The organism is Stenotrophomonas sp. DR822 (assembly GCF_019793815.1).
Taxonomy (GTDB): Bacteria; Pseudomonadota; Gammaproteobacteria; order Xanthomonadales; family Xanthomonadaceae; genus Stenotrophomonas; species Stenotrophomonas indicatrix.
Window position 1 is genome coordinate 3,560,075 of record NZ_CP081826.1, and the last position, 25,550, is coordinate 3,585,624.

27 protein-coding genes are annotated in these 25,550 nt (G+C 66.8%); 14 read left to right on the forward strand and 13 right to left on the reverse strand.

All coding sequences use genetic code 11. The features are described 5' to 3' along the window. Positions 1 to 107 precede the first annotated feature (107 nt). Both K5K93_RS16250 and ppa read right to left on the reverse strand, forming a co-directional pair. Positions 108 to 1,229, reverse strand: a complete 1,122-nt coding sequence (locus K5K93_RS16250; protein ID WP_222388417.1) for an HDOD domain-containing protein — start codon at positions 1,227 to 1,229, stop codon at positions 108 to 110. A gap of 151 nt (positions 1,230 to 1,380) precedes the next feature. Next, positions 1,381 to 1,917: an inorganic diphosphatase gene (gene ppa, locus K5K93_RS16255; RefSeq protein ID WP_005410935.1), complete on the reverse strand. Its 537-nt coding sequence runs from the start codon at positions 1,915 to 1,917 to the stop codon at positions 1,381 to 1,383. 182 nt (positions 1,918 to 2,099) lie between these two features. Between ppa and K5K93_RS16260 the strand changes: the two genes are divergently transcribed. Both K5K93_RS16260 and K5K93_RS16265 read left to right on the forward strand, forming a co-directional pair. Continuing rightward, positions 2,100 to 2,591, forward strand: a complete 492-nt coding sequence (locus tag K5K93_RS16260) for a hypothetical protein (RefSeq protein WP_222388418.1) — start codon at positions 2,100 to 2,102, stop codon at positions 2,589 to 2,591. Then, positions 2,591 to 3,067, forward strand: coding sequence for a hypothetical protein (locus tag K5K93_RS16265; protein WP_222388419.1), 477 nt, complete (start codon positions 2,591 to 2,593; stop codon positions 3,065 to 3,067). Before K5K93_RS16260 ends, K5K93_RS16265 begins: the two co-directional genes overlap by 1 nt. Positions 3,068 to 3,220: 153 nt before the next feature. On the opposite strand, the gene K5K93_RS16270 is transcribed toward K5K93_RS16265, so the two are convergent. Further along, positions 3,221 to 3,478, reverse strand: a complete 258-nt coding sequence (locus K5K93_RS16270) for a DUF2789 domain-containing protein (protein ID WP_093817945.1) — start codon at positions 3,476 to 3,478, stop codon at positions 3,221 to 3,223. Between the two features lie 187 nt (positions 3,479 to 3,665). Beyond that, positions 3,666 to 5,693: a sodium-translocating pyrophosphatase gene (locus K5K93_RS16275; protein WP_222388420.1), complete on the reverse strand. Its 2,028-nt coding sequence runs from the start codon at positions 5,691 to 5,693 to the stop codon at positions 3,666 to 3,668. 306 nt (positions 5,694 to 5,999) lie between these two features. Between K5K93_RS16275 and K5K93_RS16280 the strand changes: the two genes are divergently transcribed. Next, positions 6,000 to 6,503, forward strand: a complete 504-nt coding sequence (locus tag K5K93_RS16280; protein ID WP_222388421.1) for a hypothetical protein — start codon at positions 6,000 to 6,002, stop codon at positions 6,501 to 6,503. A 79-nt stretch (positions 6,504 to 6,582) separates the two neighbouring features. On the opposite strand, the gene K5K93_RS16285 is transcribed toward K5K93_RS16280, so the two are convergent. Both K5K93_RS16285 and K5K93_RS16290 read right to left on the reverse strand, forming a co-directional pair. After that, complete coding sequence (locus K5K93_RS16285) at positions 6,583 to 6,972, reverse strand: DUF488 family protein (RefSeq protein WP_093817942.1); 390 nt, start codon at positions 6,970 to 6,972, stop codon at positions 6,583 to 6,585. A gap of 32 nt (positions 6,973 to 7,004) precedes the next feature. Continuing rightward, positions 7,005 to 8,261, reverse strand: coding sequence for a 6-phosphofructokinase (locus K5K93_RS16290; protein ID WP_222388422.1), 1,257 nt, complete (start codon positions 8,259 to 8,261; stop codon positions 7,005 to 7,007). Positions 8,262 to 8,397: 136 nt separating this feature from the next. Here K5K93_RS16290 and K5K93_RS16295 point away from each other — a divergent pair, with 136 nt between their 5' ends. The 3 genes from K5K93_RS16295 (at position 8,398) to K5K93_RS16305 (ending at position 11,228) form a co-directional block, all read left to right on the forward strand. Next, positions 8,398 to 8,961, forward strand: a complete 564-nt coding sequence (locus K5K93_RS16295) for an adenylate kinase (RefSeq protein WP_025874177.1) — start codon at positions 8,398 to 8,400, stop codon at positions 8,959 to 8,961. Positions 8,962 to 9,288: 327 nt separating this feature from the next. Beyond that, positions 9,289 to 10,653, forward strand: coding sequence for a UDP-N-acetylmuramate:L-alanyl-gamma-D-glutamyl-meso-diaminopimelate ligase (gene mpl, locus K5K93_RS16300; RefSeq protein ID WP_032976743.1), 1,365 nt, complete (start codon positions 9,289 to 9,291; stop codon positions 10,651 to 10,653). Next, the gene (locus tag K5K93_RS16305) at positions 10,650 to 11,228 is read left to right on the forward strand and encodes an LON peptidase substrate-binding domain-containing protein (protein WP_093817939.1); all 579 of its coding nucleotides are present in this window, start codon (positions 10,650 to 10,652) and stop codon (positions 11,226 to 11,228) included. The genes mpl and K5K93_RS16305 overlap by 4 nt, the downstream gene beginning before the upstream one ends. 144 nt (positions 11,229 to 11,372) lie before the next feature. Here the strand turns inward: K5K93_RS16305 and K5K93_RS16310 are convergent, their stop codons facing one another. After that, a complete protein-coding gene (locus K5K93_RS16310) occupies positions 11,373 to 13,370 on the reverse strand; it encodes a bifunctional DedA family/phosphatase PAP2 family protein (protein WP_222388423.1) in 1,998 nt (665 codons plus the stop codon). An 85-nt stretch (positions 13,371 to 13,455) separates the two neighbouring features. Between K5K93_RS16310 and K5K93_RS16315 the strand changes: the two genes are divergently transcribed. Together K5K93_RS16315 and K5K93_RS16320 are read left to right on the forward strand one after the other, a co-directional pair. Then, positions 13,456 to 14,118 (forward strand): serine/threonine-protein kinase, encoded by a 663-nt coding sequence (locus K5K93_RS16315; protein WP_222388424.1) that lies wholly within the window; start codon positions 13,456 to 13,458, stop codon positions 14,116 to 14,118. Continuing rightward, positions 14,115 to 14,603: a DUF2867 domain-containing protein gene (locus tag K5K93_RS16320; RefSeq protein WP_140225562.1), complete on the forward strand. Its 489-nt coding sequence runs from the start codon at positions 14,115 to 14,117 to the stop codon at positions 14,601 to 14,603. Before K5K93_RS16315 ends, K5K93_RS16320 begins: the two co-directional genes overlap by 4 nt. A gap of 47 nt (positions 14,604 to 14,650) precedes the next feature. Here K5K93_RS16320 and K5K93_RS16325 read toward each other — a convergent pair whose 3' ends face one another. Next, complete coding sequence (locus K5K93_RS16325) at positions 14,651 to 15,334, reverse strand: hypothetical protein (RefSeq protein ID WP_140225563.1); 684 nt, start codon at positions 15,332 to 15,334, stop codon at positions 14,651 to 14,653. 107 nt (positions 15,335 to 15,441) lie between these two features. Here K5K93_RS16325 and K5K93_RS16330 point away from each other — a divergent pair, with 107 nt between their 5' ends. From K5K93_RS16330 to K5K93_RS16340, 3 genes are all read left to right on the forward strand, one after another. After that, positions 15,442 to 16,260, forward strand: coding sequence for an NAD(P)-dependent oxidoreductase (locus K5K93_RS16330; RefSeq protein ID WP_222388425.1), 819 nt, complete (start codon positions 15,442 to 15,444; stop codon positions 16,258 to 16,260). A gap of 92 nt (positions 16,261 to 16,352) precedes the next feature. Further along, positions 16,353 to 17,345: a YiiG family protein gene (locus tag K5K93_RS16335; protein ID WP_222388426.1), complete on the forward strand. Its 993-nt coding sequence runs from the start codon at positions 16,353 to 16,355 to the stop codon at positions 17,343 to 17,345. Positions 17,346 to 17,502: 157 nt separating this feature from the next. Further along, positions 17,503 to 18,450, forward strand: a complete 948-nt coding sequence (locus K5K93_RS16340) for a YiiG family protein (RefSeq protein ID WP_222388427.1) — start codon at positions 17,503 to 17,505, stop codon at positions 18,448 to 18,450. 150 nt (positions 18,451 to 18,600) lie between these two features. Here K5K93_RS16340 and K5K93_RS16345 read toward each other — a convergent pair whose 3' ends face one another. Continuing rightward, positions 18,601 to 19,473, reverse strand: a complete 873-nt coding sequence (locus K5K93_RS16345; protein WP_093818214.1) for an ion transporter — start codon at positions 19,471 to 19,473, stop codon at positions 18,601 to 18,603. Positions 19,474 to 19,536: 63 nt separating this feature from the next. On the opposite strand from K5K93_RS16345, the gene K5K93_RS16350 reads away from it, so the two are divergent. Further along, on the forward strand, positions 19,537 to 20,763 hold the full coding sequence (locus K5K93_RS16350) for an acetylornithine transaminase (RefSeq protein ID WP_222388428.1): 1,227 nt from the start codon (positions 19,537 to 19,539) through the stop codon (positions 20,761 to 20,763). A 72-nt stretch (positions 20,764 to 20,835) separates the two neighbouring features. Here the strand turns inward: K5K93_RS16350 and K5K93_RS16355 are convergent, their stop codons facing one another. Next, positions 20,836 to 21,438 carry an HAD-IA family hydrolase gene (locus K5K93_RS16355; RefSeq protein ID WP_222388429.1) on the reverse strand — a complete coding sequence of 201 codons (603 nt, stop codon included), beginning with the start codon at positions 21,436 to 21,438 and terminating at the stop codon, positions 20,836 to 20,838. A gap of 122 nt (positions 21,439 to 21,560) precedes the next feature. Here K5K93_RS16355 and azu point away from each other — a divergent pair, with 122 nt between their 5' ends. Next, positions 21,561 to 22,010 (forward strand): azurin, encoded by a 450-nt coding sequence (azu, locus tag K5K93_RS16360; RefSeq protein ID WP_033831930.1) that lies wholly within the window; start codon positions 21,561 to 21,563, stop codon positions 22,008 to 22,010. A gap of 157 nt (positions 22,011 to 22,167) precedes the next feature. On the opposite strand, the gene hemL is transcribed toward azu, so the two are convergent. After that, on the reverse strand, positions 22,168 to 23,457 hold the full coding sequence (hemL, locus tag K5K93_RS16365) for a glutamate-1-semialdehyde 2,1-aminomutase (protein WP_222388430.1): 1,290 nt from the start codon (positions 23,455 to 23,457) through the stop codon (positions 22,168 to 22,170). Between the two features lie 15 nt (positions 23,458 to 23,472). Then, positions 23,473 to 24,108: a thiamine phosphate synthase gene (gene thiE, locus K5K93_RS16370; RefSeq protein WP_093817927.1), complete on the reverse strand. Its 636-nt coding sequence runs from the start codon at positions 24,106 to 24,108 to the stop codon at positions 23,473 to 23,475. A gap of 34 nt (positions 24,109 to 24,142) precedes the next feature. Here thiE and K5K93_RS16375 point away from each other — a divergent pair, with 34 nt between their 5' ends. Next, positions 24,143 to 24,367, forward strand: a complete 225-nt coding sequence (locus K5K93_RS16375; RefSeq protein ID WP_025874193.1) for a rubredoxin — start codon at positions 24,143 to 24,145, stop codon at positions 24,365 to 24,367. Positions 24,368 to 24,477: 110 nt separating this feature from the next. On the opposite strand, the gene K5K93_RS16380 is transcribed toward K5K93_RS16375, so the two are convergent. After that, the gene (locus K5K93_RS16380; RefSeq protein WP_222388431.1) at positions 24,478 to 25,323 is read right to left on the reverse strand and encodes a SirB1 family protein; all 846 of its coding nucleotides are present in this window, start codon (positions 25,321 to 25,323) and stop codon (positions 24,478 to 24,480) included. Positions 25,324 to 25,550 lie beyond the last annotated feature (227 nt).

A 25,550-nucleotide genomic window follows, 5' to 3' on the forward strand; every position in this document is an offset into this window, starting at 1 on the left:
GTCTCCAGTAGATCCACGCCATGCGTGGATGAACTTCCGTCGCAACGAAAAAAGGCAGGCCACCTGGCCTGCCTTTCGTCCCATCCGCACTCGCCTGGCGCGGTGCGTCAGGCCTCGCTCGGCACCAGCCCCATCAGGCTGTTGGCGTGCTCGCGCCACTGCGGCAGCTTGTTCAGCACACCGGCGCGCTGCAGATACTCTTCATCCACCGGGTCACCGTTGACCAGCGCCAGTGCCACGTGCACCGCTCCGGTCACCCAGAAACTGCGGGTGTTCGCGCGCTGCGGCTGCAGGTGGAACGCCACTGCCTCGATGATCGGCATCGGCAGGCCCCACAGGCCCAGCAGATAGGCGCCGGCTTCGGCATGCCCGGGGCGATCATCATCGGCCGGCTCCGGTTCGCTGCGCTCGTTGCGTACGCCTGGCAGCAGCAGGCCGATGTCGGCCAGCAGGGCGGCGGTGGCACCGAGTTCGGCGCTGGAGTCGGGCAGCAGGCGTGCGGCCAACCGGGAGGCCATCAACGCACGCTGCTGCAGCGAATTGCGTTCGGCCCCGGACAAGGTGGGCGCGGAGAACACCTCACTGGCCAGCACCAGGTCACGCAGCGTGGCCAGGCCCAGCCGGGTCACGGCGGTGCGCAGGTCGGCGATGGTGCGGCCCTGGCTGAAGAACGCCGAATTGGAAAGCTGCAGCACCTTGGCCGCGATCGCCGGGTCGGCGGCGACCAGCTTGGCGACATCGGCGCTGTCGGCGTCGTCGTCGTGTTCCAGGGCCTGGGTCAGGCTCAGGTAAAGATGCGGCGGCGAAGGCAGCTTCTCGATGCGGCCGATGGCATCGCGCAGGCGTGGGCTGTCCAGCACGTCGCGCAGCTCTTCCAGGCTGGTCAATGCTTCCAGCAGTACTTCCGGTGCCAGCGGCAGTGGCAGGAAGCGATGGGCGACCCCGATCAGGCGCGCCGGCGGCGGCCGGTTGCCGTGCTGTGCATCGACCAGTGCGATGCGGATGGTCTCCGGGCGCAAGGTGCGGATCTGTCCCAGCAACGTGGTCGCGTTGAGATCGGGCAACTGCGGGCAGACGATCACCGCGTCCACGCCCTGGGTGGCGACCGCGGTCATCGCGGCATGGCCATCGGTGGCGGTCAACGGCTGCCAGTCTTCCCCAAGATCGGCAATGAATTCGGTCAGCTCAGCCGGCAGGCTGGCTGCATCCCCAACAAGCAGAATACGCACGACACATTCCCCTGGCTGTCTCGACGGTCGATGTCGATGACGTGTGAAGTGACGCAATTTACCTAATACGGCGGCAAAGGTGATGTGCCGCCGTCATGAAACGTGACCCGCATCGCTCCGACGCCGTGCGCCGGAGCAATGCTGTTCAGTCTCAGGCCTTGCTGTCCAGATGGCGCTGGTGCGCTTCGATCAGGATCTGCTTGGCCTCGGCCGCGCCACCCCAACCGTCCAGCTTGACCCACTTGCCCTTCTCCAGGTCCTTGTAGTGCTCGAAGAAGTGACCGATGCGCTCCAGCCAGTGGCTCGACACCTGGGCGATGTCCTCGACATGGGCATAGCCGCTGAAGATCTTCGAAACCGGCACGGCCAGGATCTTCTCGTCGCTGCCTGCCTCATCGCTCATCTTCAGCACGCCGACCGGACGGCAGCGCACCACCGAACCCGGGACCAGCGGCAGCGGCAGCACCACCAGCACGTCGGCCGGATCGCCGTCGCCGCACAGGGTGCTCGGCACGTAGCCGTAGTTGCAGGGGTAGCGCATCGGGGTGGACAGGATGCGGTCGACGAAGATCGCGCCGGTTTCCTTGTCCACTTCGTACTTCACCGGCTCGGAATCCTTCGGGATCTCGATGATGACGTTGATTTCTTCCGGCGGATTCTTGCCGGGCGAGACGAGTTCCAGACCCATGGTGTGCTCCAGGTGGGGGATGTAGACGGATAGCTCTCCATTTTATGCCTTTGCCGGTCGCTGTGCAGGGTAGGGCGCCGACGGGCCGTCGCGGTGGCCGACGACCGGCCAGGACGGGGTTCCCCGATGGGGCCGGCCGGACGGCCGGGGCAGGCTGGAACCCTGAACCGAGGAGACCTGCCATGAACTGGAACCGTTGGCGCTGCGGCGTCCTGCTGTTGCTTGCCCCGCTGGCCGCGCTCGCGCGCGGGACGCATGTCGACCTGATCCACTACCCGACCCAGGAGGCCGGGTGGGACAGGGCCTACGCGCTTGAGGGAGCGCTTGCACAGGCATTCGACCGTGTGTGCGCCGATACCTTCTGCGAGGGCGATTACAGCAACTACCGGGTGATGGAGTTCCGTTGTGCGGTGCTGGCCCATCGTGGCACGGTGCAGCGGTGTGTGTGGGTGCTGGCGGCCAGCGAACTGGTGGTGCAGGGTGACACCGGCCAGGTGCAGGTGGACAACGGTCGCTGGACCTGCCCGGTGGAGATGCGGCCCGGGGTGCCGGTTGAAGCCTTCTTTGCCGCGCTGGAGGCGCCGGATGGGCTGATGGCACCGCTGCCCGGGCTCGATCATGGGCTGTTCGACGGGCTTGCCGACTGCCTGCGGGCGCAGGGGAGGGACGCCTGATGCGCACTTTCCCGGGACGATGGCTGCTCTGCGGTCTGATGGTGGTTGGCGCTGCGCAGGCCGCGCCGACGTTCGTGGACGCCCGTGACTATCCCGACCCAGCGACAGGCCGGGAGCGGTTCCTGGCCGCCGAACGGATGCTGGTGCGCGGGTTCGATGATGTCTGTGGCGACACGTTTTGCGAGGGGCAGTACTACAACCTCTGGGCCATGCGCCTGCGCTGTTCGGTGGAGCGAGCGACAGGCGTGGTCGGAAGCTGTATCTGGACCTTCGCCGGCAGCGATACCTGGGTGCGGAAGGAAGGACGGATCGATGTCGACCTTGGCAGCTATGCATGCGTGCTGCCGCTGGCATCTGGAACCCGGTTGGAGCAGCTCCTGCAGGTCTGGCAGGTGGGTTCCGGGCATGAGGCGATCCACGCGCCCTTGCCCGGTACGACCACGAGCGTCTATGACGGGCTGACAGACTGTCTTTGATAGCTGGATAGGCCGGCGCTGGGCGTGATGCTGGCACTGCGTCGCGCCACGCGTCTGGCCTCTGCTCGGCGGTATCGAGTGAACGTATTCGACCGTGGGCGCAGCCGGGTCGGTGCGGACGCTGGGTCCGCACCGCTGCCTGGGACCGGGCGCTTATTGTCCGGTCGCGGCCTTCACCGCTGCTTCGTGCAGCGCTTCGTTCAGTTCGTCGACCACGGTGGTCCAGGCCGCGTCTGCCTGCAGCGACTCGGCCAGGAACTGGCGCTGGGCATTGTTCCAGTATGCCGCGTCGGCCACTTCCACTCCGGCCGCCAGCTGGTGGTCGGCGATGAACCGGGCAATGCCCTCGGCACTGGCATCCAGGCCCAGCTGCAGAAAAAGGTTGGTCATGCGCGGTTCGGTGGTGATCATCGGTGCGGGCTGGTAATGGAAAGGAACCGCATTATCACCGCAAGCAGGGGCGGGGGAACTCCCGCATGATTCGTATGGGCCGTGCCTGCCCTGGCACAGCCTGCGTCCGTCGATGCGCGCAGGCATCGACCGAGGTGAGGAGAGGTGCGGCCGACGACCATCATCATGGCCGTCAGCCGCACACCTGCTACAGCAACGGCACCAGCAGCAGCGCCACGATGTTGATGATCTTGATCAGCGGGTTGATCGCCGGGCCGGCGGTATCCTTGTACGGATCACCCACGGTGTCGCCGGTTACCGCTGCCTTGTGCGCCTCGCTGCCCTTGCCGCCGAAGTGGCCATCCTCGATGTACTTCTTGGCGTTGTCCCAGGCACCGCCGCCGGTGGTCATCGAAATGGCCACGAACAGCCCGGTGACGATCGTGCCGATCAGCAGCCCGCCCAGCGCGCGTGGCCCCAGCAGCAGGCCGACCACCACCGGCACCGCCACCGGCAGCAGCGACGGCACGATCATTTCGCGGATCGCCGAGCGGGTCAGCATGTCCACCGCCTTGTCGTACTGCGGCTTGGCCGTGCCCTGCATGATGCCGGGGATCTCGCGGAACTGCCGCCGCACTTCCTCCACCACAGCACCAGCTGCGCGACCGACGGCTTCCATCGCCATCGCACCGAACAGGTATGGAATCAGGCCGCCGATCAGCAGGCCGATGATCACGGTGTGGTCGCTGAGGTCGAAGCGGAACTCCTGGCCGGGATTGGCCGCCTGCAGGTTGTGCGTGTAGTCGGCGAACAACACCAGCGCGGCCAGTGCTGCCGAACCGATGGCATACCCCTTGGTGACCGCCTTGGTGGTGTTGCCCACCGCATCGAGCGGATCGGTGATGTCGCGGATTTCCGAAGGCAGCTCGGCCATCTCGGCGATGCCACCGGCGTTGTCGGTGATCGGCCCGTAGGCATCGAGTGCGACGATCATGCCCGCCATCGACAGCATTGCAGTGGCGGCGATGGCGATGCCGTACAGCCCGGCCAGTGCGTGTGCGCCCCAGATCGCCGCGCAGACGGCAATCACCGGCAACGCGGTGGATTTCATCGAGATGCCGAGGCCGGCGATGATGTTGGTGCCATGGCCGGTGGTCGAGGCCTGGGCCACGTGCTGCACCGGCTTGTACTGGGTACCGGTGTAGTACTCGGTGATCCACACGATCAGCCCGGTCAGAACCAGGCCGATCAGCGCACAGCCATACAGCGCCATCGGCCCGTGCACGTTGTCACTCATCAGCCCGGTGGTGATGGGATAGAACGCGATCGCTGCCAGCACACCGGAGACGATCACGCCCTTGTACAGCGCGCCCATGATCGAGCCACCGGGCTTCACCTTCACAAACAGTGCGCCGATGATCGAAGCGATGATCGAAACACCGCCCAGCACCAGCGGATACAGCACCGCATTGGCGCCGGCCTCGGCCAGCATCAGGCTGCCCAGCAGCATGGTCGCGATCACGGTGACCGCATAGGTTTCAAACAGGTCGGCGGCCATGCCGGCGCAGTCGCCCACGTTGTCGCCGACGTTGTCGGCGATCACTGCCGGGTTGCGCGGGTCGTCCTCGGGAATGCCCGCTTCGACCTTGCCGACCAGATCGGCGCCGACATCGGCACCCTTGGTGAAGATGCCGCCGCCCAGGCGCGCGAAGATCGAGATCAGCGATGAACCGAAGGCCAGGCCGACCAGTGCATGCAGTGCCTGTTCCATCGGCAGGCCCAGCCGCAGCAGCAGCGTGTAGTAGCCGGCCACGCCGAGCAGGCCCAGGCCGACCACCAGCATGCCGGTGATCGCACCGCCGCGGAACGCCACATCCATTGCTGCACTGATGCCATGGCGCGCGGCCTCTGCGGTGCGTACGTTGGCGCGCACCGATACGTTCATGCCGATGTAGCCCGCTGCACCGGACAGCACCGCACCGACGGCGAAGCCGATCGCGGTATACCAGCTCAGGAAGACGCCGACCAGGACGAACAGCACCACGCCGGCGATGCCGATGGTCAGGTACTGGCGGTTGAGGTAGGCGCGCGCGCCCTCCTGGATGGCTGCAGCGATGGCGACCATGCGTTCATTGCCGGTGGGTTGGCGCAGGATCCAGCGCGCCGAGACGATTCCGTACAGGATCGCGAGAATGGCGCAGCCCAGCGCCAATGACAGCCCGTGACGTTCCAGCATTAGACCCCTCCGCAGAATGGATGGACAAGCATCCAGTGGCGATGAACGGCACCACGAGGGGGACGACGGGCTGCAGCCTGGAACCAACCCGTACCGACCTTGGTGGTCGTCCGACGTATGGCGGTGTTCAGCATTCCCTGGTGCCCGCAGTATGCGTGCACCCGCGCCCGGATGGTAGCGCCGGGCCGCGCCCGGCGAGCGCAGCGGTTGCTGCATCGACGCGATATCCGTCGTCCCCATCGCCACCTTTGCACCCCGTTAAGCCAGCCTCTGCAAGCCTGCGCGCAGTCCCGTCGGAGAATCCCCATGCGCCTGTCCCTGTTGATGCTTGCCGTTCTCGCCCCGGCCATGCCCGCCTTCGCGGCGGAAGCACCGGAACTGCAACGCGCGGTGGGTGCACCACAAGCGGTCGGCGCGGTGCACACGTTGCGGCAGATTCCCGAAGCCTGTGCCCGCCTGGAAGGCGCGTTCACCGGCCAGGCCGCAGAGCCCTACCGTTTCTCGGCGGTGCGCAGCAGCGAGCAGTGCCAGCCGCGTGCCCGCTTCGTCGACTACAGCAAGGCGCAACCCAGCGCCGACAAGGGCTGGAAACTCAATGATGTGATCCGTGTGCCGAATGCCGCCTGCCCCGCGCAGCAGGCGGTGGTGCGCGTGTGGCGTCTGCCGGTGAACAACGCCCAGGCGCTGGATGGGCAGGGACAGTCACGCATCTATCTGGAAGAAGCCAAGAAGCAGGCCGCCGCCGGCAAGATCCCGCAGGTGACGATGTTCGCCGCGCAGCTGCAGATGGAAGGCAAGGCCTGCAATTGAGGCCGAGCATCCACGCATGGCGTGGATCTACTGGGTGGCAGACCTGGGTAGTGCCGGCCGCTGGCCGGCAACCGATGGATTACTCCGCCAGTTTCGCCCCGCGCGCCACCAGCAGATCGCGCAGCGCCGACCGGTGGCAATGCGCCTCGTCCTCGCAATAGCAGCCCACCGCGATATCGCTGTGCTGCGACAGCGCCGCGAGCAGGTCCAGCGCATGCGCTGCATCGGGCGCCTTCATTTCGGCGTTGTAGTGACGGAAGAACGCCGTCCAGTCGGCGGCGCTCTTCGCCTCATGCGCCTGTTTCACCAGCTCCGCACTGGGAGACAGCGTAGGAAACCAGACGTCGTACCAGTCCTGCCGGGCAAATTCGCTGCGCGGCACACCGCGCGGCGGGCGCCGCACGGTGCCGATGCGCAGGCCTTCACCGCGCGCGCGCGCTGAGCCAAGTCGAACAACACGCAAGGCCATGGCATTCCTCGCAAAAAGGGGGACGGAGGGGGTCAGCCTTCGAACGCTGGCAGCTTCTGCTTCACCGCCACGTTCTTCAGCGTCACGTACTTGGGCAGGCCATCGCTACCGTAGGGCAGCGGTGCTTCGCCCTTGATCAACGGCTGCAGGTAGGCGCGCGCCTTGGCCGTGATGCCGAATCCATCGCGACGGATGAAGCTGGCCGGCATCTTCTTCTCGTGGTTGGCGATCTTCGACAGTGGTGCGGCTTCGATCTTCCAGCGATACGGCGCATCGCTGCTGCGCACGATCACCGGCATCACCCCATTCTGGCCCTTCAGCGCCAGCTGCACCGCAGCCTTGCCTACCGCCTGGGCCTGTTCCCAGTCGGTTCTGCTGGCCAGGTGGCGGGCTGAGCGCTGCAGGTAGTCGGGCAGGGCCCAATGCACCTTCAGCCCCAACTGGTCCTTGACCCGCCCGGCCAGGTGCGCGGCCACGCCGCCCAGCTGCGAATGGCCGAAGGAGTCCTTGCCGCCGCCGGCGTCGGCGACGAAGCGGCCATCGGCGGTGGCGATGCCTTCCGACGCCACCACCACGCAGTAGCCCACGCGGTCGACCACGGCCTTGACCTTGGTCAGGAACGTGGCCTCGTCATAGGCGCGTTCGGGCAGCAGGATGATGTGCGGGGCGTCGTCCTCGCCGGTGCCGGCCAGGCCGGCGGCCGCGGCCAGCCAGCCGGCGTGGCGGCCCATCGCCTCGTAGATGAAGACGCGGGTGGAGGTCTCGGCCATCGCCGCCACGTCCAACGCCGCTTCGCGCACCGACACGGCCGTGTACTTGGCCGCCGAGCCGAAGCCGGGGCAGGTGTCGGTCACCGCCAGGTCGTTGTCGATGGTCTTGGGCACGCCGATGCAGGTCAGGTCGTAGCCGGAGCTTTTTGCCAGCTGCGACACCTTCAGTGCGGTATCGGCCGAGTCGTTGCCACCGTTGTAGAGGAACCAGCGCACGTCATGGGTGCGCAGTACCTCCAGCAGGCGGTCGTAACGGGCCCGGTCGGCCTCCAGCGACTTCAGCTTGACCCGGCACGAGCCGAACGCGCCGCCGGGGGTGTGGGCCAGGGCGCGGATGGCCGCAGCACTCTCCTTGCTGGTGTCGATCAGCTCCTCGCGCAGGGCGCCGAGGATGCCGTTGCGCGCAGCCAGGACCTTGATTCCCTTGGCGCGGGCCTGTTCGATCACCGCCGCGGCAGTGGCGTTGATGACGGCGGTGACGCCGCCGGACTGGGCGTAAAGGAGGGTGCCGTTGCGCATGCTTCTACCTGCTTGGGGGAGGGGACATTGCAGGGACATTACCCGGATGCGCTAAAGTGGCGCTATTGCGGTGCAGCGATACCGGACCGTCCGGGGCGCGAACCTTCTTTATTTTCAACACGTTGGAGTCAGGTCAATGCGATTGGTTCTGTTGGGACCGCCCGGTTCGGGCAAGGGGACACAGGCGACGCGCCTGAAGGAAAAGCTCGAGATCGCCCACATCTCCACCGGCGACATGCTGCGCGCTGAAATTGCCGCCGGCTCGGAGCTGGGCAAGCAGGCAAAGTCGGTGATGGATGCCGGCAACCTGGTGTCCGATGAGATCCTGCTGGGCATGCTGAAGTCGCGCCTGGCCCAGGCCGACGTCGCCAAGGGCTTCATTCTTGACGGCTATCCGCGCAACGTGGCCCAGGCCAACGCACTGGACGGCATGCTGGCCGAAATCGGCCAGCCGCTGGACGCCGTGGTGCAGCTGGACGTGGCCACCGAGCTGCTGGTCGAGCGCATCGCCGGCCGTGCGCAGGAGCAGGGCCGCGCTGACGACAATCCGGAATCGGTGCGCAAGCGCCTGCAGGTCTACACCGAGCAGACTGCTCCGGTGGTCGACTTCTACGCCGGCCGGGGCACCCTGGCACGCGTCGATGGCGTCGGCGAACTGGACGAGATCGAAGCCCGCATCCTGGCGGCGATCAAGCGCTGACCCGCTTGGCCGGTTGGTGCCGGCCCGCGCTGGCGCAAAAAAACAGGCCTGATCCGCGAGGACCAGGCCTGTTTCGTTTCATAGGTGCCAGCAAAGGGCTTGCTCAGGGCCCCCGCAGCATGAGCTCCCTTGGGGATGGCCTCTTGGGGAGTAGGACCGGTTCGGGTACTGCAGCTGGCATCCTGAATTGTGTCCGGGTTCACAGAACATCGCTATCAGGAATTCCCTGACATGTGGCTGGAGTTTTCTCACAGCAGCTGTAGGGGTTCTCTTACCCCGGTGCTGACAATGGCCCTATACAGCCGTGATCGGTCACAATCCCCGGTCATGAGCAGCGTACATATCCTTGCAATCGCCGGCACCTTCATGGGTGGCGTGGCCGCCCTGGCGCGGGAACTGGGCCATACGGTCAGTGGCAGCGACCAGGCCATCTATCCGCCGATGTCGACCCAGCTCGAGCAGCTGGGCATCACCCTGGACCAGGGCTACCGCGCCGACAGCGTGCCGGAGGGCACCGGGCAGGTGGTGATCGGCAACGCGCTGTCGCGCGGCAATCCTGCCGTCGAAGCCGTCCTGGATGCCGGCCAGCGCTACATTTCCGGCGCCCAGTGGCTGTCCGAGCAGGTCCTGCCGGGCCGTGACACCCTGGCCGTGGCCGGTACCCATGGAAAGACTACTACCACCACGATCCTGACCTGGCTGCTGGAGAATGCCGGTCGCTCCCCCGGTTTCCTGATCGGTGGCGTGGCCGAGGACTTCGGCGTGTCCGCCCGCTTGGGCCAGGGCCGCGAGTTTGTTGTCGAAGCCGACGAGTACGACACCGCGTTCTTCGACAAGCGCAGCAAGTTCGTGCACTACCGACCGCTGGTGGCGATCCTCAACAACCTCGAATACGACCATGCCGACATCTTCCCGGATGTGGCGGCGATCCAGCGCCAGTTCCACCACCTGGTACGTACCGTGCCGGCGCGTGGCCGCCTGATCGTCAACGGCGAAGATGCGCACCTGGCCGAAGTGCTGGCGATGGGCTGCTGGACCCCGGTCGAACGCTTCGGCTTCGACCCCGCGCTGGAATGGCATGCCGAGCTGCTGGCTGCCGATGGCAGCGCGTTCCGCGTCCATCATCGTGGGCAGGCGCTGGGTGATGTGCACTGGTCGCTGCTGGGCCGGCACAACGTACTCAATGGCCTGGCTGCACTGGCCGCTGCGCACGCAGTCGGTGTCGCGCCGGCCGAGGTGATCCCGGCGCTGGCGCGCTTCCGCAGCGTCAAGCGGCGCATGGAAGTGATCGGCAACCACGATGGCATCACCGTCTACGACGACTTCGCCCATCACCCGACCGCGATTGCGACCACCCTCGAAGGCCTGCGTGCCAGGGTCGGTGATGCCCGCATCGTGGTGGCGATGGAGCCGCGCAGCAATTCGATGCGGTTGGGCGCTCACGCACAAGCACTGGCACCATCGTTGGCACTCGCCGATGAGGTGGTGTTCCTGCACCGCCCGGAGCTGGCCTGGGATGCGGCAGCGGTGATCGCGGCGGTGCGCGGACAGGCGCATGCGGTGGCCGACACCGATGCGCTGTTGGCGCAGCTGCAGGCCGACGTGCGCAGCGGCGACCATGTGGTGTTCATGTCCAACGGCGGCTTCGACGGCGCGCCGCGCCGCTTCCTTGCAGGGCTGCAGGCACGATGAGCAGTGAGGGTTCGCTGCCGCTGTTCCCGCTGCATACGACGCTGCTGCCGGGCGCAGCCATCGGCCTGCGTGTCTTCGAGCCACGCTACCTGGATCTGGTGCGCGAAACCGGCCGCAGCGGTGAAGGTTTCGGAGTCTGCCTGATCCTGGAAGGAAACGAAGTGGGAGCGCCGGCAACGCCGGCCGCCTTCGGCGTGCAGGTGAAGATCGAGGATTTCGATGTCGGCGCCGATGGCGTGCTGCAGCTGCGATTGCGCGGCACCCGTCGTTTCCACGTCGAGCGCACGCGCGTGCGCGACAACGGGCTGGTGGTTGCCGATGTGCGTTGGTGCGATGAGGATCCCGATGACGAACTGCGTCCGCAGCATGCGTTGCTGGCCACGGTACTGGACCACATCATCGAGCAAGCGGGCACGGCGTTCGCACCGGCCACGCCGGCCTTGATGGACCAGGCCAGCTGGGTCAGCTGGCGGTTGGCCGAGCTTCTGCCGCTGAGCGAGCAGCAGCGCCTGCAGCTGCTGCAGCTGGACGACCCGCACCAGCGCCTGCAGCAGCTGCTGGGCTGGATGCCGTAAAAAACCGGCCGCCGTGCTCGCCGGGCATGGCCCGGCGTCGTCGGTGGCTGCCAGCCTTGGTTGGCAGCCTTTCCCGAAAGCGGCAACCAAGGTTGGCAACTACCAGAGCGGGACGGTAGCGCCGGGCCATGCACGGCGGCTTCGTTACGGCGTGGCGGTCTTCAACCGCAGTACCGGCAGCCCGGTCTCCGGCTGCATATCCTCGCGCTGCGGCAGCGACTGCACCGCCTCCTTGACCGCGTTCAGCGCCGGGTCGATGCCACGCACCGGGTGCCACATGCCGATCCACTGGAAGTGGCGCTCGTAGCGCAGGGTCTGTGCGCTGCCCAGCCACAACGGGGTGTCTCCCGGCTGCAGCTGCGCCGGCGCCTGCCACAGGCGCAGCACGTAACGCTCGTCGGCCCGCGCGCCCTGGCGCACCATCAGCAGTGCTTCAACGCGCGTATCCAGTGTTGCCGGCAGTACCGGCAGTTCGTCGGCGCCGGTGTTCTTGTCCAGCATCAGCAGCGCCTGCTGCCAGCCCGCCTGTTCCTGCCGCTTCCAGCCGCGTGCTTCCAGCTGTGCCTGCAGTGGCGCCAGCGGCCCGGCCACCTGCACGTCCAGCGGCCAGCGCTGGTCGTCGTCGAACTCGTTGCGGCGCGCCGGCAGCGTCACCCAGTCATGCTGCCACCAGGCCCGCAGGCCCATGGCCTGTGGTGCCGGCAGGGTCGGTTCGAAGCGTTCCAGCTTCACCGGGATGTTGCGTGGCGCGTACCACATCGCCGCCACCGCGAAGACACCGTAGAACAGCCACGCCACCGGCTTCACCCAGAACGAGCGGTTGAAGCGGCGGCGGTAGGCGATGCCCAGCACCAGCAGCCAGAACGTGCCGAACAGCATGCCGCCGATCACATCGCTCAGCCAATGCGCGCCCAGGTACAGCCGCGAGAAGCCGATCAGGCTGACCACGATGCCCGACACCAGGTAGGGCCAGACGCGGGTGCGGCCGGGCATCTCACGGGCAATCAGCACCGCGAAGAAGCCGAAGGTGATGGTGGCCATGGTCACCGACACCGAGGGGAAGCCGAAGCCGCTGCTGGCATCGACCGGGCGCACCACATCGACGGTGGTACCGAGCAGTTTGGTCAGGGCCAGGCCGAAGGCCAATGCGGCCAGCCAATGGGCGGCCGCCATCCAGCGCCGGCGCCAGACCAGGTAGCCCATCGCGGCAGCGGTTGCGGGCAGCAGCACCTGCCATGCGCCGAGCGAGGCCAACGCGGCCATCGGGTAGTCGGCCAGCGGATTGCGCAGGGCCAGCATCGCCTGGTGCACCAGCAGGTCCACCGCCAACGGCTCGCCATGGGCGACCACCACCGTCAGCAGCGCGAACCAGCCCCAGCCCAGCACCAGCAGCATCAGCGCCAGCATCGCCAGCGGCACCGATTCGCGGCGCTTGGGGTCGAGCACGCCCACCGTGTAGCGGCCCAGCGTCGGGTGTCGGTTGGACCAGTCGAGCAGGCGTGCCAGCCAGCTGTCCATGCGCGCGGCCGACCAGCGATAGCCGTACAGCACGATGGCCCAGACCAGGCTGAGGATCACTGCCAGCAAGCCCACCACCACCACCAGCCGGCCGGCTACAGCAGCGACGGCATCATAGGCTTCGCCGAGAATCCAGCCCGGTGCCAGGAACAGCACGGCCCAGGAAATACTGGCGATGCCACTGGCCTGCACGTAACGGCTGGCGGGCATTTTCATCATGCCGGCGATGGCGGGCACGAATGGCCGGATGGCACCGACATAGCGGGCGATCAGGATGCTCTTGAATGCATTGCGGCGGAACAGGTTCTCGCCGCGATCAAGCAGCTGCGGGTAGCGGCTGAATGGCCAGACGCCACGCAGGCGGTCGCCCCAGCGCCGGCCTATCCAGTAGCTGATGCCATCACCGGCGAACGCACCCAGTGCCGCAGCGGCAACCGCATACGGCCCGGATATCTGGCCCAGGCCGATGAACACGCCAACGGCGAACAGCAACGGCAGCGCCGGCACGATGGCGCCAAGAATGATGACCGCATCGCAGAAGGCGATCAGAAAGATGACCGCACCCGCCAACACGGGATGAGCGGCAATCCACGCGAGGGTGGCGTCGATCCATGAAGAGTCCATTGCCCGATTATAGGGGCGTGAAGGTGACTGGTTCCCAGCCGCTTGGTGACCGTTTGCAACCGGCGCCATCGCCTAGAATGTCGCCATGCCTGTATCCAACGACGCGCCAACGCATGCACTGAAGGCCGACAGTTTCGGCCGGATCCTCCTCGTGCAGGGGCCTGAAGGCCCCTTCGTGCGCCGTGATCTGGGGGCCACGCCGCTGTGGTTGCGGTTGCCTGCGTGGTGGTTGGCGCGACGCGAAGCGCGCGCATTGCGCCATATCCACGGCATGGCCGACGTGCCGCAACTGCTGGACTGGGACGGTCGCCACCTCGACCGCAGTTTCATGGCCGGCGATGCGATGTACCAGCGCCCGCCGCGCGGTGACGTGGCCTGGTTCCGCGCCGCACGCCACCTGCTGCAGCAGCTGCATCGGCGCGGTGTGGCCCACAACGACCTGGCCAAGGAAGCCAACTGGCTGGTGACCGGGGACGGTCGACCGGCCCTGATCGACTTCCAGCTGGCAGTGATCGGCGACCCGCGCTCGCGCTGGATGCGCCTGTTGGCACGCGAGGACCTGCGCCACCTGCTCAAGCACAAGCGCATGTACTGCCGGGAGTCGCTGACGCCGGTGGAGAAACGTGTGCTCAAGCGCACCTCGTGGGTACGCGATCTCTGGTTCGCCACCGGCAAGCCGGTCTACCGCTTCGTCACCCGCCGCATCCTGCACTGGGAAGACAACGAAGGGCAGGGCCCCAAGCCGTGAGCGCCCAGCTGAGCGAAGGCAGCGTGCTGCGTTCGCAACTGCCGGGTGCCGATTTCGTCCATGCCTGCCAGGCGGCAGCGCCACGCAACGGCCGTTCGGCGCTGCAGGCCTACCGCGATATGGCGGCGACGGTGCCCGGCTGGTTCGATGGACTGATGGCGCTGCGCAACAGCGGCATGCGGCTGCTGGGCATGAAGGATCTCGGCTCGCTGCGCGCGGTGCAGCAGACCGCCGATCCGCAGCCTGGGCAACGCCTCGGCATCTTCACCCTGCAGGCGCTGGACGAGGATGCCATCGTGCTGGAAGACAACGACCGCCATCTACGCGTGCAGCTGGCATTGCAATGGCAGGGCGATACACTGGAAGTGGCGACGGTGGTGCACACCCACAACGCGTTCGGCCGCCTGTACATGCTGCCGGTGGCGCCGGTGCATCGATGGATCGCGCCGCACCTGCTGAGCAGGCAGGTGCGCGGATATCAGTAGATCCACGCCATGCGTGGATGCGCGTTGCCGCAGGGCGCGACAAACCCCTACGGTGTCACCGGCACCACCTGCTGGCCGATGAAGTTGCGCTTGCCATCGAAGTCATAGCCGATCTGCAGCTGGCCCACGTCCGGGCACGCATGGCAGTCGCGCAGCGGCGTGCGGTACAGCAAGCGGATGCCGCCGCCGTCCAGCGGTGTGGTACCCGCAGCCTGCGCTGGCGCGAACGGCGTAGCCTGCGGATGCGCCTTGATCACCTCCTGCACGCCGGGATCGGCGCGCAGCGTATCGTCCAGCTGCACCGCATCCACGTCGATACGCTTGCCTGCGGCATCGACCAGGCGCGTGCCTTCATTGGTATTGGCGCGGAACGGATATTCGACGGTGGCCACGCCCAGGCCGTCGTGTTCATGCCAGGCAGTCACGTAGGCCAGTTCGCCACCGGTGGACAGCTGCTCGGCCGCAGTGACCGCATCAGTACTGGCCCCACCGGATCGCATCGCATCGCGCAGGCAATCGCGGGTGGCGGCGCTGTCACCCTGGCGGCAGGCGTTGAGGTCACCATCCCAGACAACGGCCTCGCTCCAGCGCAGCTTGCCATCACCGGTGGCCTTGTCGACGCTGGCGGCGTCATCCTTGGCCGGCGCGCTGCCGGGTTCGGGCGAGCGGCCCTGGCAGGCGGTGAGCAGGGCCAGGCCCAGGGCAGGCAACAACAGGCGGGAACGGCGCATGGCATGGACCTCGTGCAGTGACCGGGGCGCCAGTATCGTCAACGTGCGGTGAACTCTGCGTCGGCGCGGCATACTAGCGGCTCATTGCATACGCTGGAGTGTGGAACGTGGGCAGTCTGCAGGGCAAAACCCTTTTCATCACCGGTGCCTCGCGCGGCATCGGCCTGGCCATCGCGTTGCGCGCCGCGCGCGACGGCGCCAACGTCGCCATTGCTGCCAGGTCGTCGGTGCCCAATCCCAAGCTGCCCGGTACCATCCACAGTGCCGCCGAGGCCGTGACCGCAGCCGGTGGCCAGGGCCTGGCGCTGAAGTGCGACATCCGCGAGGAAGACCAGGTGCAGGCGGCGGTTGCCGCCACCGTGGATACCTTCGGCGGCATCGACATCCTGGTCAACAACGCCAGCGCCATCTGGTTGCGTGGCACCCTGGATACGCCGATGAAGCGCTTCGACCTGATGCAGCAGGTCAATTCGCGCGGCAGCTTCCTGTGCGCGCAGGCCTGCCTGCCGTACCTGCTGCAGGCGCCGAACCCGCATATCCTGACCCTCGCACCGCCGCCAAGCCTCGATCCCAAGTGGTGGGGCGCGCATACCGGCTACACGCTGGCGAAGATGGGCATGAGCTTTGTCACCCTCGGCCTGGCCGCCGAGTTCGGTCCGCAGGGCGTGGCGGTCAATGCGCTGTGGCCGCGCACGGTCATTGCGACCGATGCGATCAACATGATTCCCGGCGTGGACGTCGGTGGCTGCCGCACGCCGCAGATCATGGCCGACGCTGCACACGCGGTGCTGGTGCGCGAGGCGGCCGGTTTCCACGGCCGTTTCCTGATCGATGACGAGGTACTGGCCGAAGCTGGCGTGACCGATCTTTCCGGGTATGCGGTGGATGCGTCGCGTCCGTTGCTGCCGGATCTATTCTTGGATTGAGCCAGCCGGTAGGGAAAGGCCGATGGCTGCCGCCTTCGGCCGGCTGCGCTAAAATGCACGGCTGTAATCGTTTTCAACAGGGATGTGAGCCCATGTCACGTACTCTTTCCATCGCGGCGCTGGCCGCTTCGCTGTCGCTTCTTCTGGCTGCCTGTGGTGGCAAGGCGCCCGCAACCGTCGGCGACACGGGTTCCGCCGGCAAGCCGGAGGCCAGCACGGCGCCGGCCGACGCCCAACAGCAGTTGACCGCAAAGCTCAATGCCTACATCGGCTGCTTCAACGCGCTTGATTCGAAAACGCACGGCAGCATCCAGTCCTACACGCGCTGGATCAAGGACGTGGATGCCGGCCCGAGCGGGCGCGAGACGAACGTGTACGGACCGTTCGAGATCGGCGATTACGATATGAAGCAATGCGAGGGCCCCGTGACCGAGGCGATCGCTGCCAAGCCGGCGCTTGCCGATCTCGATGTCGCTGCGGGCCACTACCAGCAGGCGCTGAAGGCGCTGGTGCCGATCAGCAAGGAAGCCCACGACTACTACGAGCGTCAGGACTACGAAGACGACGGGTTTGCCAAGGGCAAGCAGCTGCACGCGCCGTTGATGACCGCCTTCAAGGATTTCGTCGTTGCCAGTGAAACATTCAACACCGAACTCGAGCGCCAGAACGACGCTGCCCAGCGCGAACAGCTCAAGGCGCTGGAGCAGGCTGAAGGACGCACCCGCGAGTACTACCGACTGGCGATGATGCTGGAAGCGAAAGCGATCATGGAGATGATGGGCGAAGACGACTTCGACGTGGCCCGGGCACGGGAGCGGCTGGACGCCTTCAACCGCATTTCCGACGAAGCGCATGCCAAGGTGGCCGATCAGGAGCCGGGCAAGCTGGACTGGAACAGCTTCGAACGCGAGGCCGAGAACTTCCGCCGCGAAGGCAAGGAGCGCCTGCAGCGCGTCAGCGCGAACACGCCCTACACCGACTTCGAACGACGCATGCTTGATTCGCCCTCGATGGCGCCGAGCGGCTCGGCCGGGCGACTGCTGCACATCTACAACGCACTGGTGTTCCAGAGCAATCGCCAGTAATCCGGGGCGCTGCACTGACTTCTGTCGCATTCGAGCAGGCTGATTGCGACGTGAAGGATGGGGTGCCCCGTCGTCTCGATGGCATCGGCGTCCGCGTATGCGGGCTGTTCCACCGCGCGCGAGAATGTGCGCCGTCTCATATCTGCAAGGAACCGGTTTGAATTCTTCTTCGCGTGTACTTTCTCTGCTCATGCTCGGCGCTGCCGCCGCCCTCGCTGGTTGCAACGGTTCGACAGGAATGCCTGTGGCCGATCCGGGCCTGCAGAAGATCAACGCCTACATCGAGTGCTACAACGGCGTCGAACAGCCCATCCAGGCGGGTTTCCAGACCTATACCGCCTGGATCAAGGATCCCGAAGCGGGGCCGACGGGCAAGGAAGCGCAGCCGCGCTCGCCGGGCAAGGTGCTGTCGCATCGTGTCGAGTACTGCGGCCAACCGCTGACCGATGCATTGGCCCGGACGCCGGCCACGCCGCTGGATGAGCCGGTGCGGCAGTACCAGACGGCCTTCCAGGCGTTGTATGCGCTGATCGAACGCGCTGATGGCTATTTCACCCGTGAGGACTATCGGCGCGACAACGGCGAAGGGATGCGCGCCCAGCATGCGCCGCTGATGCAGGCCTACGCTGACTTCTTCAAGGCCAGCGAGGCCCTGGACGCGGCGCTGGAGAAGAACGAGGAGCAACGCCGTGCCGCGCAGCTCAAGCAGATCGAAGCGGACGAAGGTCGTTCACTGGCGTACTACCACCTGCGCATGATCGGTGACGGCAAGCGCCTGGCACTGTCGCTGCAGGGAGAGGCGCCGGACCTGCAGGTGGCGCGCACGCAGCTGGCCGACTACCAAGCGCTGGTGAAGGAAATGCAGGATGCAGGGGTGGGCAAGGACAACCCGCTGTGGGCACATGTGCAGCGGTCGACGGACGTGCTGATCCGGGATGCCGGGCGCCGCGTCGAGCGCCTTGCATCAGGCAAGGCATTCACCGAACGTGAGCGCGAGGAAGAACGGACATCCAGTGGCCGTGTCGGATCGGCGCCTGCGGGCTCGGAGGCGGCAGTGATGGCCGCCTACAACGATCTGGTGACCACCAGCAATCGCATGAATTGAGCCAGTCGGTCGACTGCGATGGATGGATGCGGGATGCCGCATTCGTCCATCGCGCGGATCTGCTGTGTGCCTTTGGTGAGGCTTCATCCACGCATGGCGTGGATCTACTGTGCTGGCTTCGGTGGGGCCGGCCGCCGTCCGGCCTCATCATCAGTGGCTGAACGTGTCCGGCAGCTGCCCGCCGCACTTGCGGCAGTGCCGTGCATCCGGCTCGTGGCCTTCCAGCCCGCAGTGCGGGCAGCCACGTGCATCGCGGCGCGCGGCCAGTTCGGCATCGCGCATGGTGCTGGCCAGTTCGGCGGTGTAGATGCCGGTGGGCACGGCGATGATGCTGTAACCGATCAGGATCAGCACCGAGGTGACGAAGCGGCCGAGCACGGTCTGCGGCACGATGTCGCCGAAGCCGACCGTGGCCATCGTCACCACCGCCCAGTACATGCTGCTGGGAATGCTGGTGAAGCCATGGTTCGGTCCCTCGATCACGTACATCAGCGTGCCGGCGATGATGGTGATGGTGACCACCGTGAACAGGAACAGCAGGATCTTGCGCCGGCTGCGCCACAGCGACTGCATCAGCACGCCGCTTTCTTCGATGTAGCGGGTCAGCTTGAGGATGCGGAACACGCGCAGGATGCGCAGTGCGCGCACCACCAGCAGGCTCTGCGCACCGGGAATGAACAGCGACAGGTAGGTCGGCAGGATCGAGGCCAGGTCGATGATGCCCCAGATGCTCACCGCATAGCGCAGCGGGCGCTTGACCACCGCCAGCCGCAGCACGTATTCGGCGGTGAACAGTATCGTGAACCCCCATTCCAGCACGTACAGCCAGTCGGCATGCGCGATGTGGAAGCGCTGCACGCTGTCGAACATCACCACCAGCACGCTGGCGATGATCGCGTAGACCAGCAGCAGGTCGAAATTGCGCGAGGGCCGGCTGTCGTGGCGGTAGATGATGTCGAACCACCGGCGGCGCCAGCCGGTCTCGGTGGCGGGGTTCAGCTGGGGGGCGGAAAACGGTCGCATGCGTGCATTGTGCCGCACGGGTTCCAGCGCGAGAATGGGCATTCCTGAACCCTGCTGACCGCCATGACCGCCGCTACCGATCCGCTGATCTCCCTGTCGCACTACTACCTGCCGGTGTACAAGCCCCGCCAGGTGGTGCTGGAGCGAGGCCAGGGCGCCCGCGTGTGGGACAGCCAGGGGCGTGAGTTCATCGACCTGGCCGCGGGCATTGCCGTGTGCGGCCTGGGCCACAACGACCCGGACCTGGTCGCCGCGCTGGTCGAACAGGTCGGCAAGCTGTGGCACACCAGCAACGTGTTCTACAGTGCACCGCCGCTGCACCTGGCTGAGGAACTGGTGAAGGCCAGCCGCTTCGCCGAGCGCGTGTTCCTGTGCAACTCCGGCGCCGAAGCCAACGAAGTGGCGATCAAGATGGTCCGCAAGTGGGCCTCCAGCCAGGGTCGCCCGGCCGACAAGCGCGTGATCATCACCTTCCGCGGCAGCTTCCACGGCCGCACCATGGGCGCGGTGACCGCCACCGCGCAGCCGAAGTACCAGGAAGGCTACGAGCCGCTGCCGGGGGGCTTCCGCTACATCGACTTCAACGATGAGGTGCAGCTGGAAACGGCGATGGCCGCTGGCGACGTGGCGGCGGTGATGCTGGAGCCGATCCAGGGCGAGGGCGGGGTGATGCCGGCCAGGTCCGGGTTCCTCAAGCGCGTGCGCGAACTGTGCGACCAGCACAACGCACTGCTGGTGCTGGACGAGATCCAGGCCGGCATGGGCCGTACCGGTACCTTGTTCGCGCATTGGCAGGATGACGTGGTGCCGGACATGGTGACCCTGGCCAAGGCACTGGGCGGTGGTTTCCCGATCGGTGCGATGCTGGCCGGCCCGAAGGTGGCCGAGACCATGCAGTTCGGTGCCCACGGCACCACCTTCGGCGGCAATCCGCTGGCCGCGGCCGTCGCCCGCGTGGCGCTGCGCAAGCTGGCCTCGGCCGAGATCGCGGCCAATGTCAGCCGCCAGTCGAAGGCGCTGCGCGATGGCTTTGCCCGCATCAACGACGAGTTCAAGGTGTTCAGCGAGGTGCGCGGTCGTGGCCTGATGCTGGGTGCGGTGCTGAGCAAGGCGTTCGCTGGCCAGGCCGGTGCCATCCTCGACCACGCTGCGGAGCAGGGCCTGTTGACCCTGCAGGCTGGCCCGGACGTGCTGCGCTTCGTGCCGTCGCTGAACATCACCGACGAAGAAGTGGCCGAAGGCCTCAAGCGCCTGCGTGCGGCGATTGCCGCGTTCGTCGCAGCGCGCTGATCATTGACCAAGGTGGCGCCGGGCCATGCCCGGCGTTGCTTTTGCGCTGCGCTCATCGGGCACGGCCCGGCGCTACCGCACCCCGTAGCGCTTCAGCACCTTTCCCAGCCCGCGCCCATCCTGCACGGTTTCCGCGTGCAGGCCCGCTGCGCGCGCACCGCGCACGTTGACGAACAGGTCATCGACGAACAGCGTGTGCGCCGCTGCCACCTCGAGGGCTGCGAGCGTGCGCAGGAACACCTCCGGCGCCGGCTTGCGCAGGCCGAAGTCCGCGCTGCAGAACACCCGGCCGTGCAGCATGGGATACAGCTCCGGCAGCAGCGTCGGCAGCGCCTGCGTCATCAAGGCACCATTGTTGGTCAGCACCGCCATCGGCACCTGCAGGGCATGCAACCGTTGCAGCACGGCGTGTTGCGGGTGGCTGGCCGCGTGTCGTGCGGCGATCCAGGTGTGCAGCGTTACTGTTGTGCCGAGCCGTTCGCCCAGCTGGGCCAGATAGCGCGCGCCATCCAGCGTGCCGCTGTCGTGCGCTGCTTCGAGCCCGCTGTCGTACAGCGCGGCCTGCACGTGCGCGGTCGGCACGCCCAGCGTCTGCGCCAGATGCAGCACGCGCTGTGCGCGCTGGTAGTGCAGCAGCACGCCATCAATATCGAGCAGGAGAAGATCGATCCGCATCGGTCGAGCATGCCATTGCCGTATCCGCACGCAAACCCTGGACCACTACTGCGACACACGGTCGCAGCCGGGTGGCCAGGCGTCTGCCTAGAATGACCACCGAACCTGCAGGAGACGCGACGATGAAGGCTTGGATGGTAGCGGTGGGGCTGGGTGCGCTGATGCTGGCGCCATCGGCGATGGCGCGCGTATGTGCGGTGAGCATCGACAGCACCGACCAGATGAGCTTCAGCAGCCGGGAGATCAAGGTGGCCGCCGATTGCAGCGAAATCGACCTGACCCTGCGCCACACCGGCAGGCTGGCCGCCACCGCGATGGGCCACAACTGGGTGCTGACCCGCACCGCCGACTACCAGCCGGTGGCGATGGCGGGCATGCGCATGACCCTGGCCGACAGCTACCTGCCGAAGGCCGACAAGCGCGTGCTGGCCCACACCAAGGTGATCGGTGGTGGCGAGACCGCCCGCGTGCGTTTTTCCACGAAGGGCATGCAGAAGGGCGGCGATTACACCTTCTTCTGCTCGTTCCCCGGCCACTTCGCGATGATGAAGGGCAAGTTCGTCTTCGGTTGAGTGCGCAGCAGCCACGCATGGCGTGGCTCTACTCCAGAGACGCAGCTCGGTAGATCCACGCCATGCGTGGATGAGGCACATCGATCCAGTAGATCCACGCCATGCGTGGATGAGGGCAGGCAGTGCCGACCACGGTCGGCACCTACCAGGCCGGGGTTCAGCCCTTGGCCGCCTTGAACGCCACGCGTGCCGCTGCCAGCGTGGCCTCGATCACGTCATCGTCGTGTGCGCTGGACAGGAAGCCGGCCTCGTACGCCGACGGTGCCAGGAACACGCCCTGGTCCAGCATCGCGTGGAAGAAGCGGTTGAACGCCGGGATGTCACAGGCCGTGGCCTGGGCGTAGGTCTCCACCTTCTCAGCGGTGAAGAACAGCCCGAACATCGCGCCCACCTGGGTGGTGGTCACCGACACGCCTGCATCGGCGGCGGCAGCTTCCAGCCCCGCGCACAGGCGTGCGGCGCGCGCGCTCAGATCGTCGTGGAAACCCGGCTGCTGGATCAGCTCCAGCATGGCCAGGCCGGCGGCCATTGCCACCGGGTTGCCGCTGAGCGTGCCGGCCTGGTAGATCGGGCCAGCGGGCGCGATCTGCTGCATCAGCTCGCGGCGGCCGCCGTAGGCGCCCACCGGCATGCCGCCACCGATGATCTTGCCGAAGGTGGTCAGGTCCGGGCGGATACCGTAGTGCGCCTGCGCACCGCCAAGGGCAACGCGGAAACCGGTCATCACTTCGTCGAAGATCAGCAGCGCGCCATGCTGCGTGCACAGCGCGCGCAGGTGCTGCAGGTAGCCTTCGCGGGGCGGAATGCAGTTGGCGTTGCCCACCACTGGCTCGATGATCAGGCCGGCGATCTCGTTGCCGCGTGCGTCGAACAGGGCGGTGGCCGCCTCGAAGTCGTTGTAGGGCAGGGTCAGGGTCAGTTCGCTCAGGCCGGCCGGCACGCCGGGCGAGGTCGGCACGCCCAGGGTCAGCATGCCGCTGCCGGCCTTGACCAGGAACGAGTCGCCGTGGCCGTGGTAGCAGCCTTCGAACTTGACGATGCAGCTGCGGCCGGTGGCACCGCGCGCCAGGCGGATCGCCGACAGGGTGGCTTCGGTACCGGAGTTGACCATGCGCACCATCTCGCACGACGGCACCAGCCGGGTGATGGTCTCGGCCATGGTCACTTCCGCTGCGCACGGCGCACCGAAGGACAGGCCGTTGTCGATCGCCTTCTTCACCGCCTGGCGTACGGCGGTGTGGTTGTGGCCGACGATCATCGGGCCCCACGATCCCACGTAGTCGATGTAGCGGTTGCCGTCGACGTCGTACAGGTAGGCGCCGTCAGCGCGCTCGACGAAGAAGGGTTCGCCGCCGACCGACTTGAACGCGCGCACCGGTGAGTTGACGCCGCCAGGCAGCAATTCCTGGGCGCGGGAGAACAGGGCGTGGGACTGGTCGTGGTTCATGGGGTTTCCTGGGGGTTACTGCTGCGTATCGAATCGGGCGAGGTAGGCGCGCTGGGTCGCGACCGGGTCCTGCGCGGCGTAGATGCCGCTGACCACGGCCAGCAGGTCGGCGCCGGCATCGATGATGGGACCGACATTGTCCGGGCTCAGGCCACCAATCGCCACCCGCGGCACGCCCAGTGCGGCGCTTTGCCGCAGCAGGTCGGGGTGGGCGCGGCTGCTGGTGACCTTGGTGGTGGTGGGGAAGAACGCGCCGAAGGCCACGTAGCTGGCGCCGGCCGCCACGGCACGCTCGGCGTTGGCCAGCTGGTCGTAGCAGGAGGCGCCGATGATGGCGTCCGGGCCGAGCAGGCTGCGTGCGGCGCCGATGTCACCGTCGGTGCCGCCCAGGTGCACGCCGGCCGCGCCGATGGCCTGGGCAAGCGCCGGGTCGTCGTTGACGATCAGCGGCACGCCGTGGGCGGCGCACAAGGCCTGCAGCGCCGTGGCCTGGTCCCGCCGCAGGGCATCGCTGGCGGTCTTGTTGCGGTACTGCAGCCAGGTGGCGCCGGCGGCGAGCAGCGGCGCGGTGCGCGCCAGCAGGCGTGCGGTATCGGGTTCATCCGGGGTGATCAGGTAGACGCCGCGGGGCGCCGGGGAAGCAGAAGGCATCGATGGCTACCGGTGAGTGGACCGCGATGGGACAATGGCGGCCCGTGAATCCAGCCCTGATTATCCGATGAGCGAAGCCACCCCCACCACCCTGCGTACCTGGATGTGCGTGGTCTGCGGATTCCTGTACCGCGAAGCGGATGGGCTGCCGGAAGAGGGCATCGCCCCGGGCACGCGCTGGGAAGACATCCCCGAGACCTGGACCTGCCCGGATTGCGGAGTGACCAAGGACGATTTCGAGATGGTCGAGATCGATTGATCGCAATCGCCGCCGGGCATGGCCCGGCGCTACCGGTGGGGCGGATCGTTGGCGGTGGGTGCGGACCGTTGGCGGTGGGTGCGGACCGTTGGTCCGCACACCGGACAACCTCAATGCAGCCGCGGTACCGGTCCGCCCAGGTCGATCAGCTTCTCGCGCAGCCATTGCGCGTCGCTGGCCTCGGGGTTGCGCTTGAGGTACAGGCCCAGGTCGTTGCGCGCGCCGGCCAGGTAGTCCAGCTGCAGGTAGGCCAGGCCGCGATCACGCAGGGCATCGTCCTGTTCGGGGGCAAGCTTGAGCAGGCGGTCGGCACTGCGCGCAGCACGATCCCACTCGCTGGCCTCGGCATAGAGCCCATGCAGGTTGCGCAGCATGCGGATCAGGATCGCGCGGCTCGGTGCAGGATCGAGGATCTGCGCCAGCACCTGGTCGTCGGGCATCTGCCCGCCCAGGTGTGATTTGGCGCGTTCGCGCAGTTCGTCCACGTCCAGCGGCCGGCCCCCATTGAACGGGTCCATCACCAGCACGCCATCGTCAACCGGCAGGCGCACCAGGAAATGACCGGGGAATGACACGCCGTCCAATGGAATGCCCAGCCGTCGCGCCACCTCCATCTGCACCAGTGCCAGCGAGATCGGATTGCCCAGACGGCGCTCGAAGACCTGGTTGAGGTAGCTGTTGCGCGGGTCGTAGTACTCCTGGTGGTCGCCGCTGTAGCCCAGCTCATCGAACAGATGCCGGTTGATGGCCGCCATCTTCAGCGGGCTGTGCTCGATGCTGTCCACCTCGGCACGCAGGTGCTCGACGTGGCTCTGCACCAGCGCATCGTAGGTCGACGGCTGCAGATCGGGATATTCATCGCGCGCGATCAGCAGCGCGGTCGGCAGCAGTGGCAGCGCCTCGTCGTCGAAGTCGGCCAGTGCATCCCAGTCGGGGAGTGTGATCCGGTCCTGCATGTCCACAGACTGGCGGCAATCGCAGGCGGTTTCAAGCAGTGCGGCGTGAATTCATCATCCCCACGTCTCCCCATCCACGCATGGCGTGGATCTACCGTGTCGACCAAGGTCGACACCCACCAACAGCGGCAGGAAGCTGTCAGAGGTGGTTGCAGGACCGCAGGCGCCATGGATGGCGCCTACGAGCCCCCAGGGATGGGTTTACGGCGTGTCCTGCAAGCCCACAC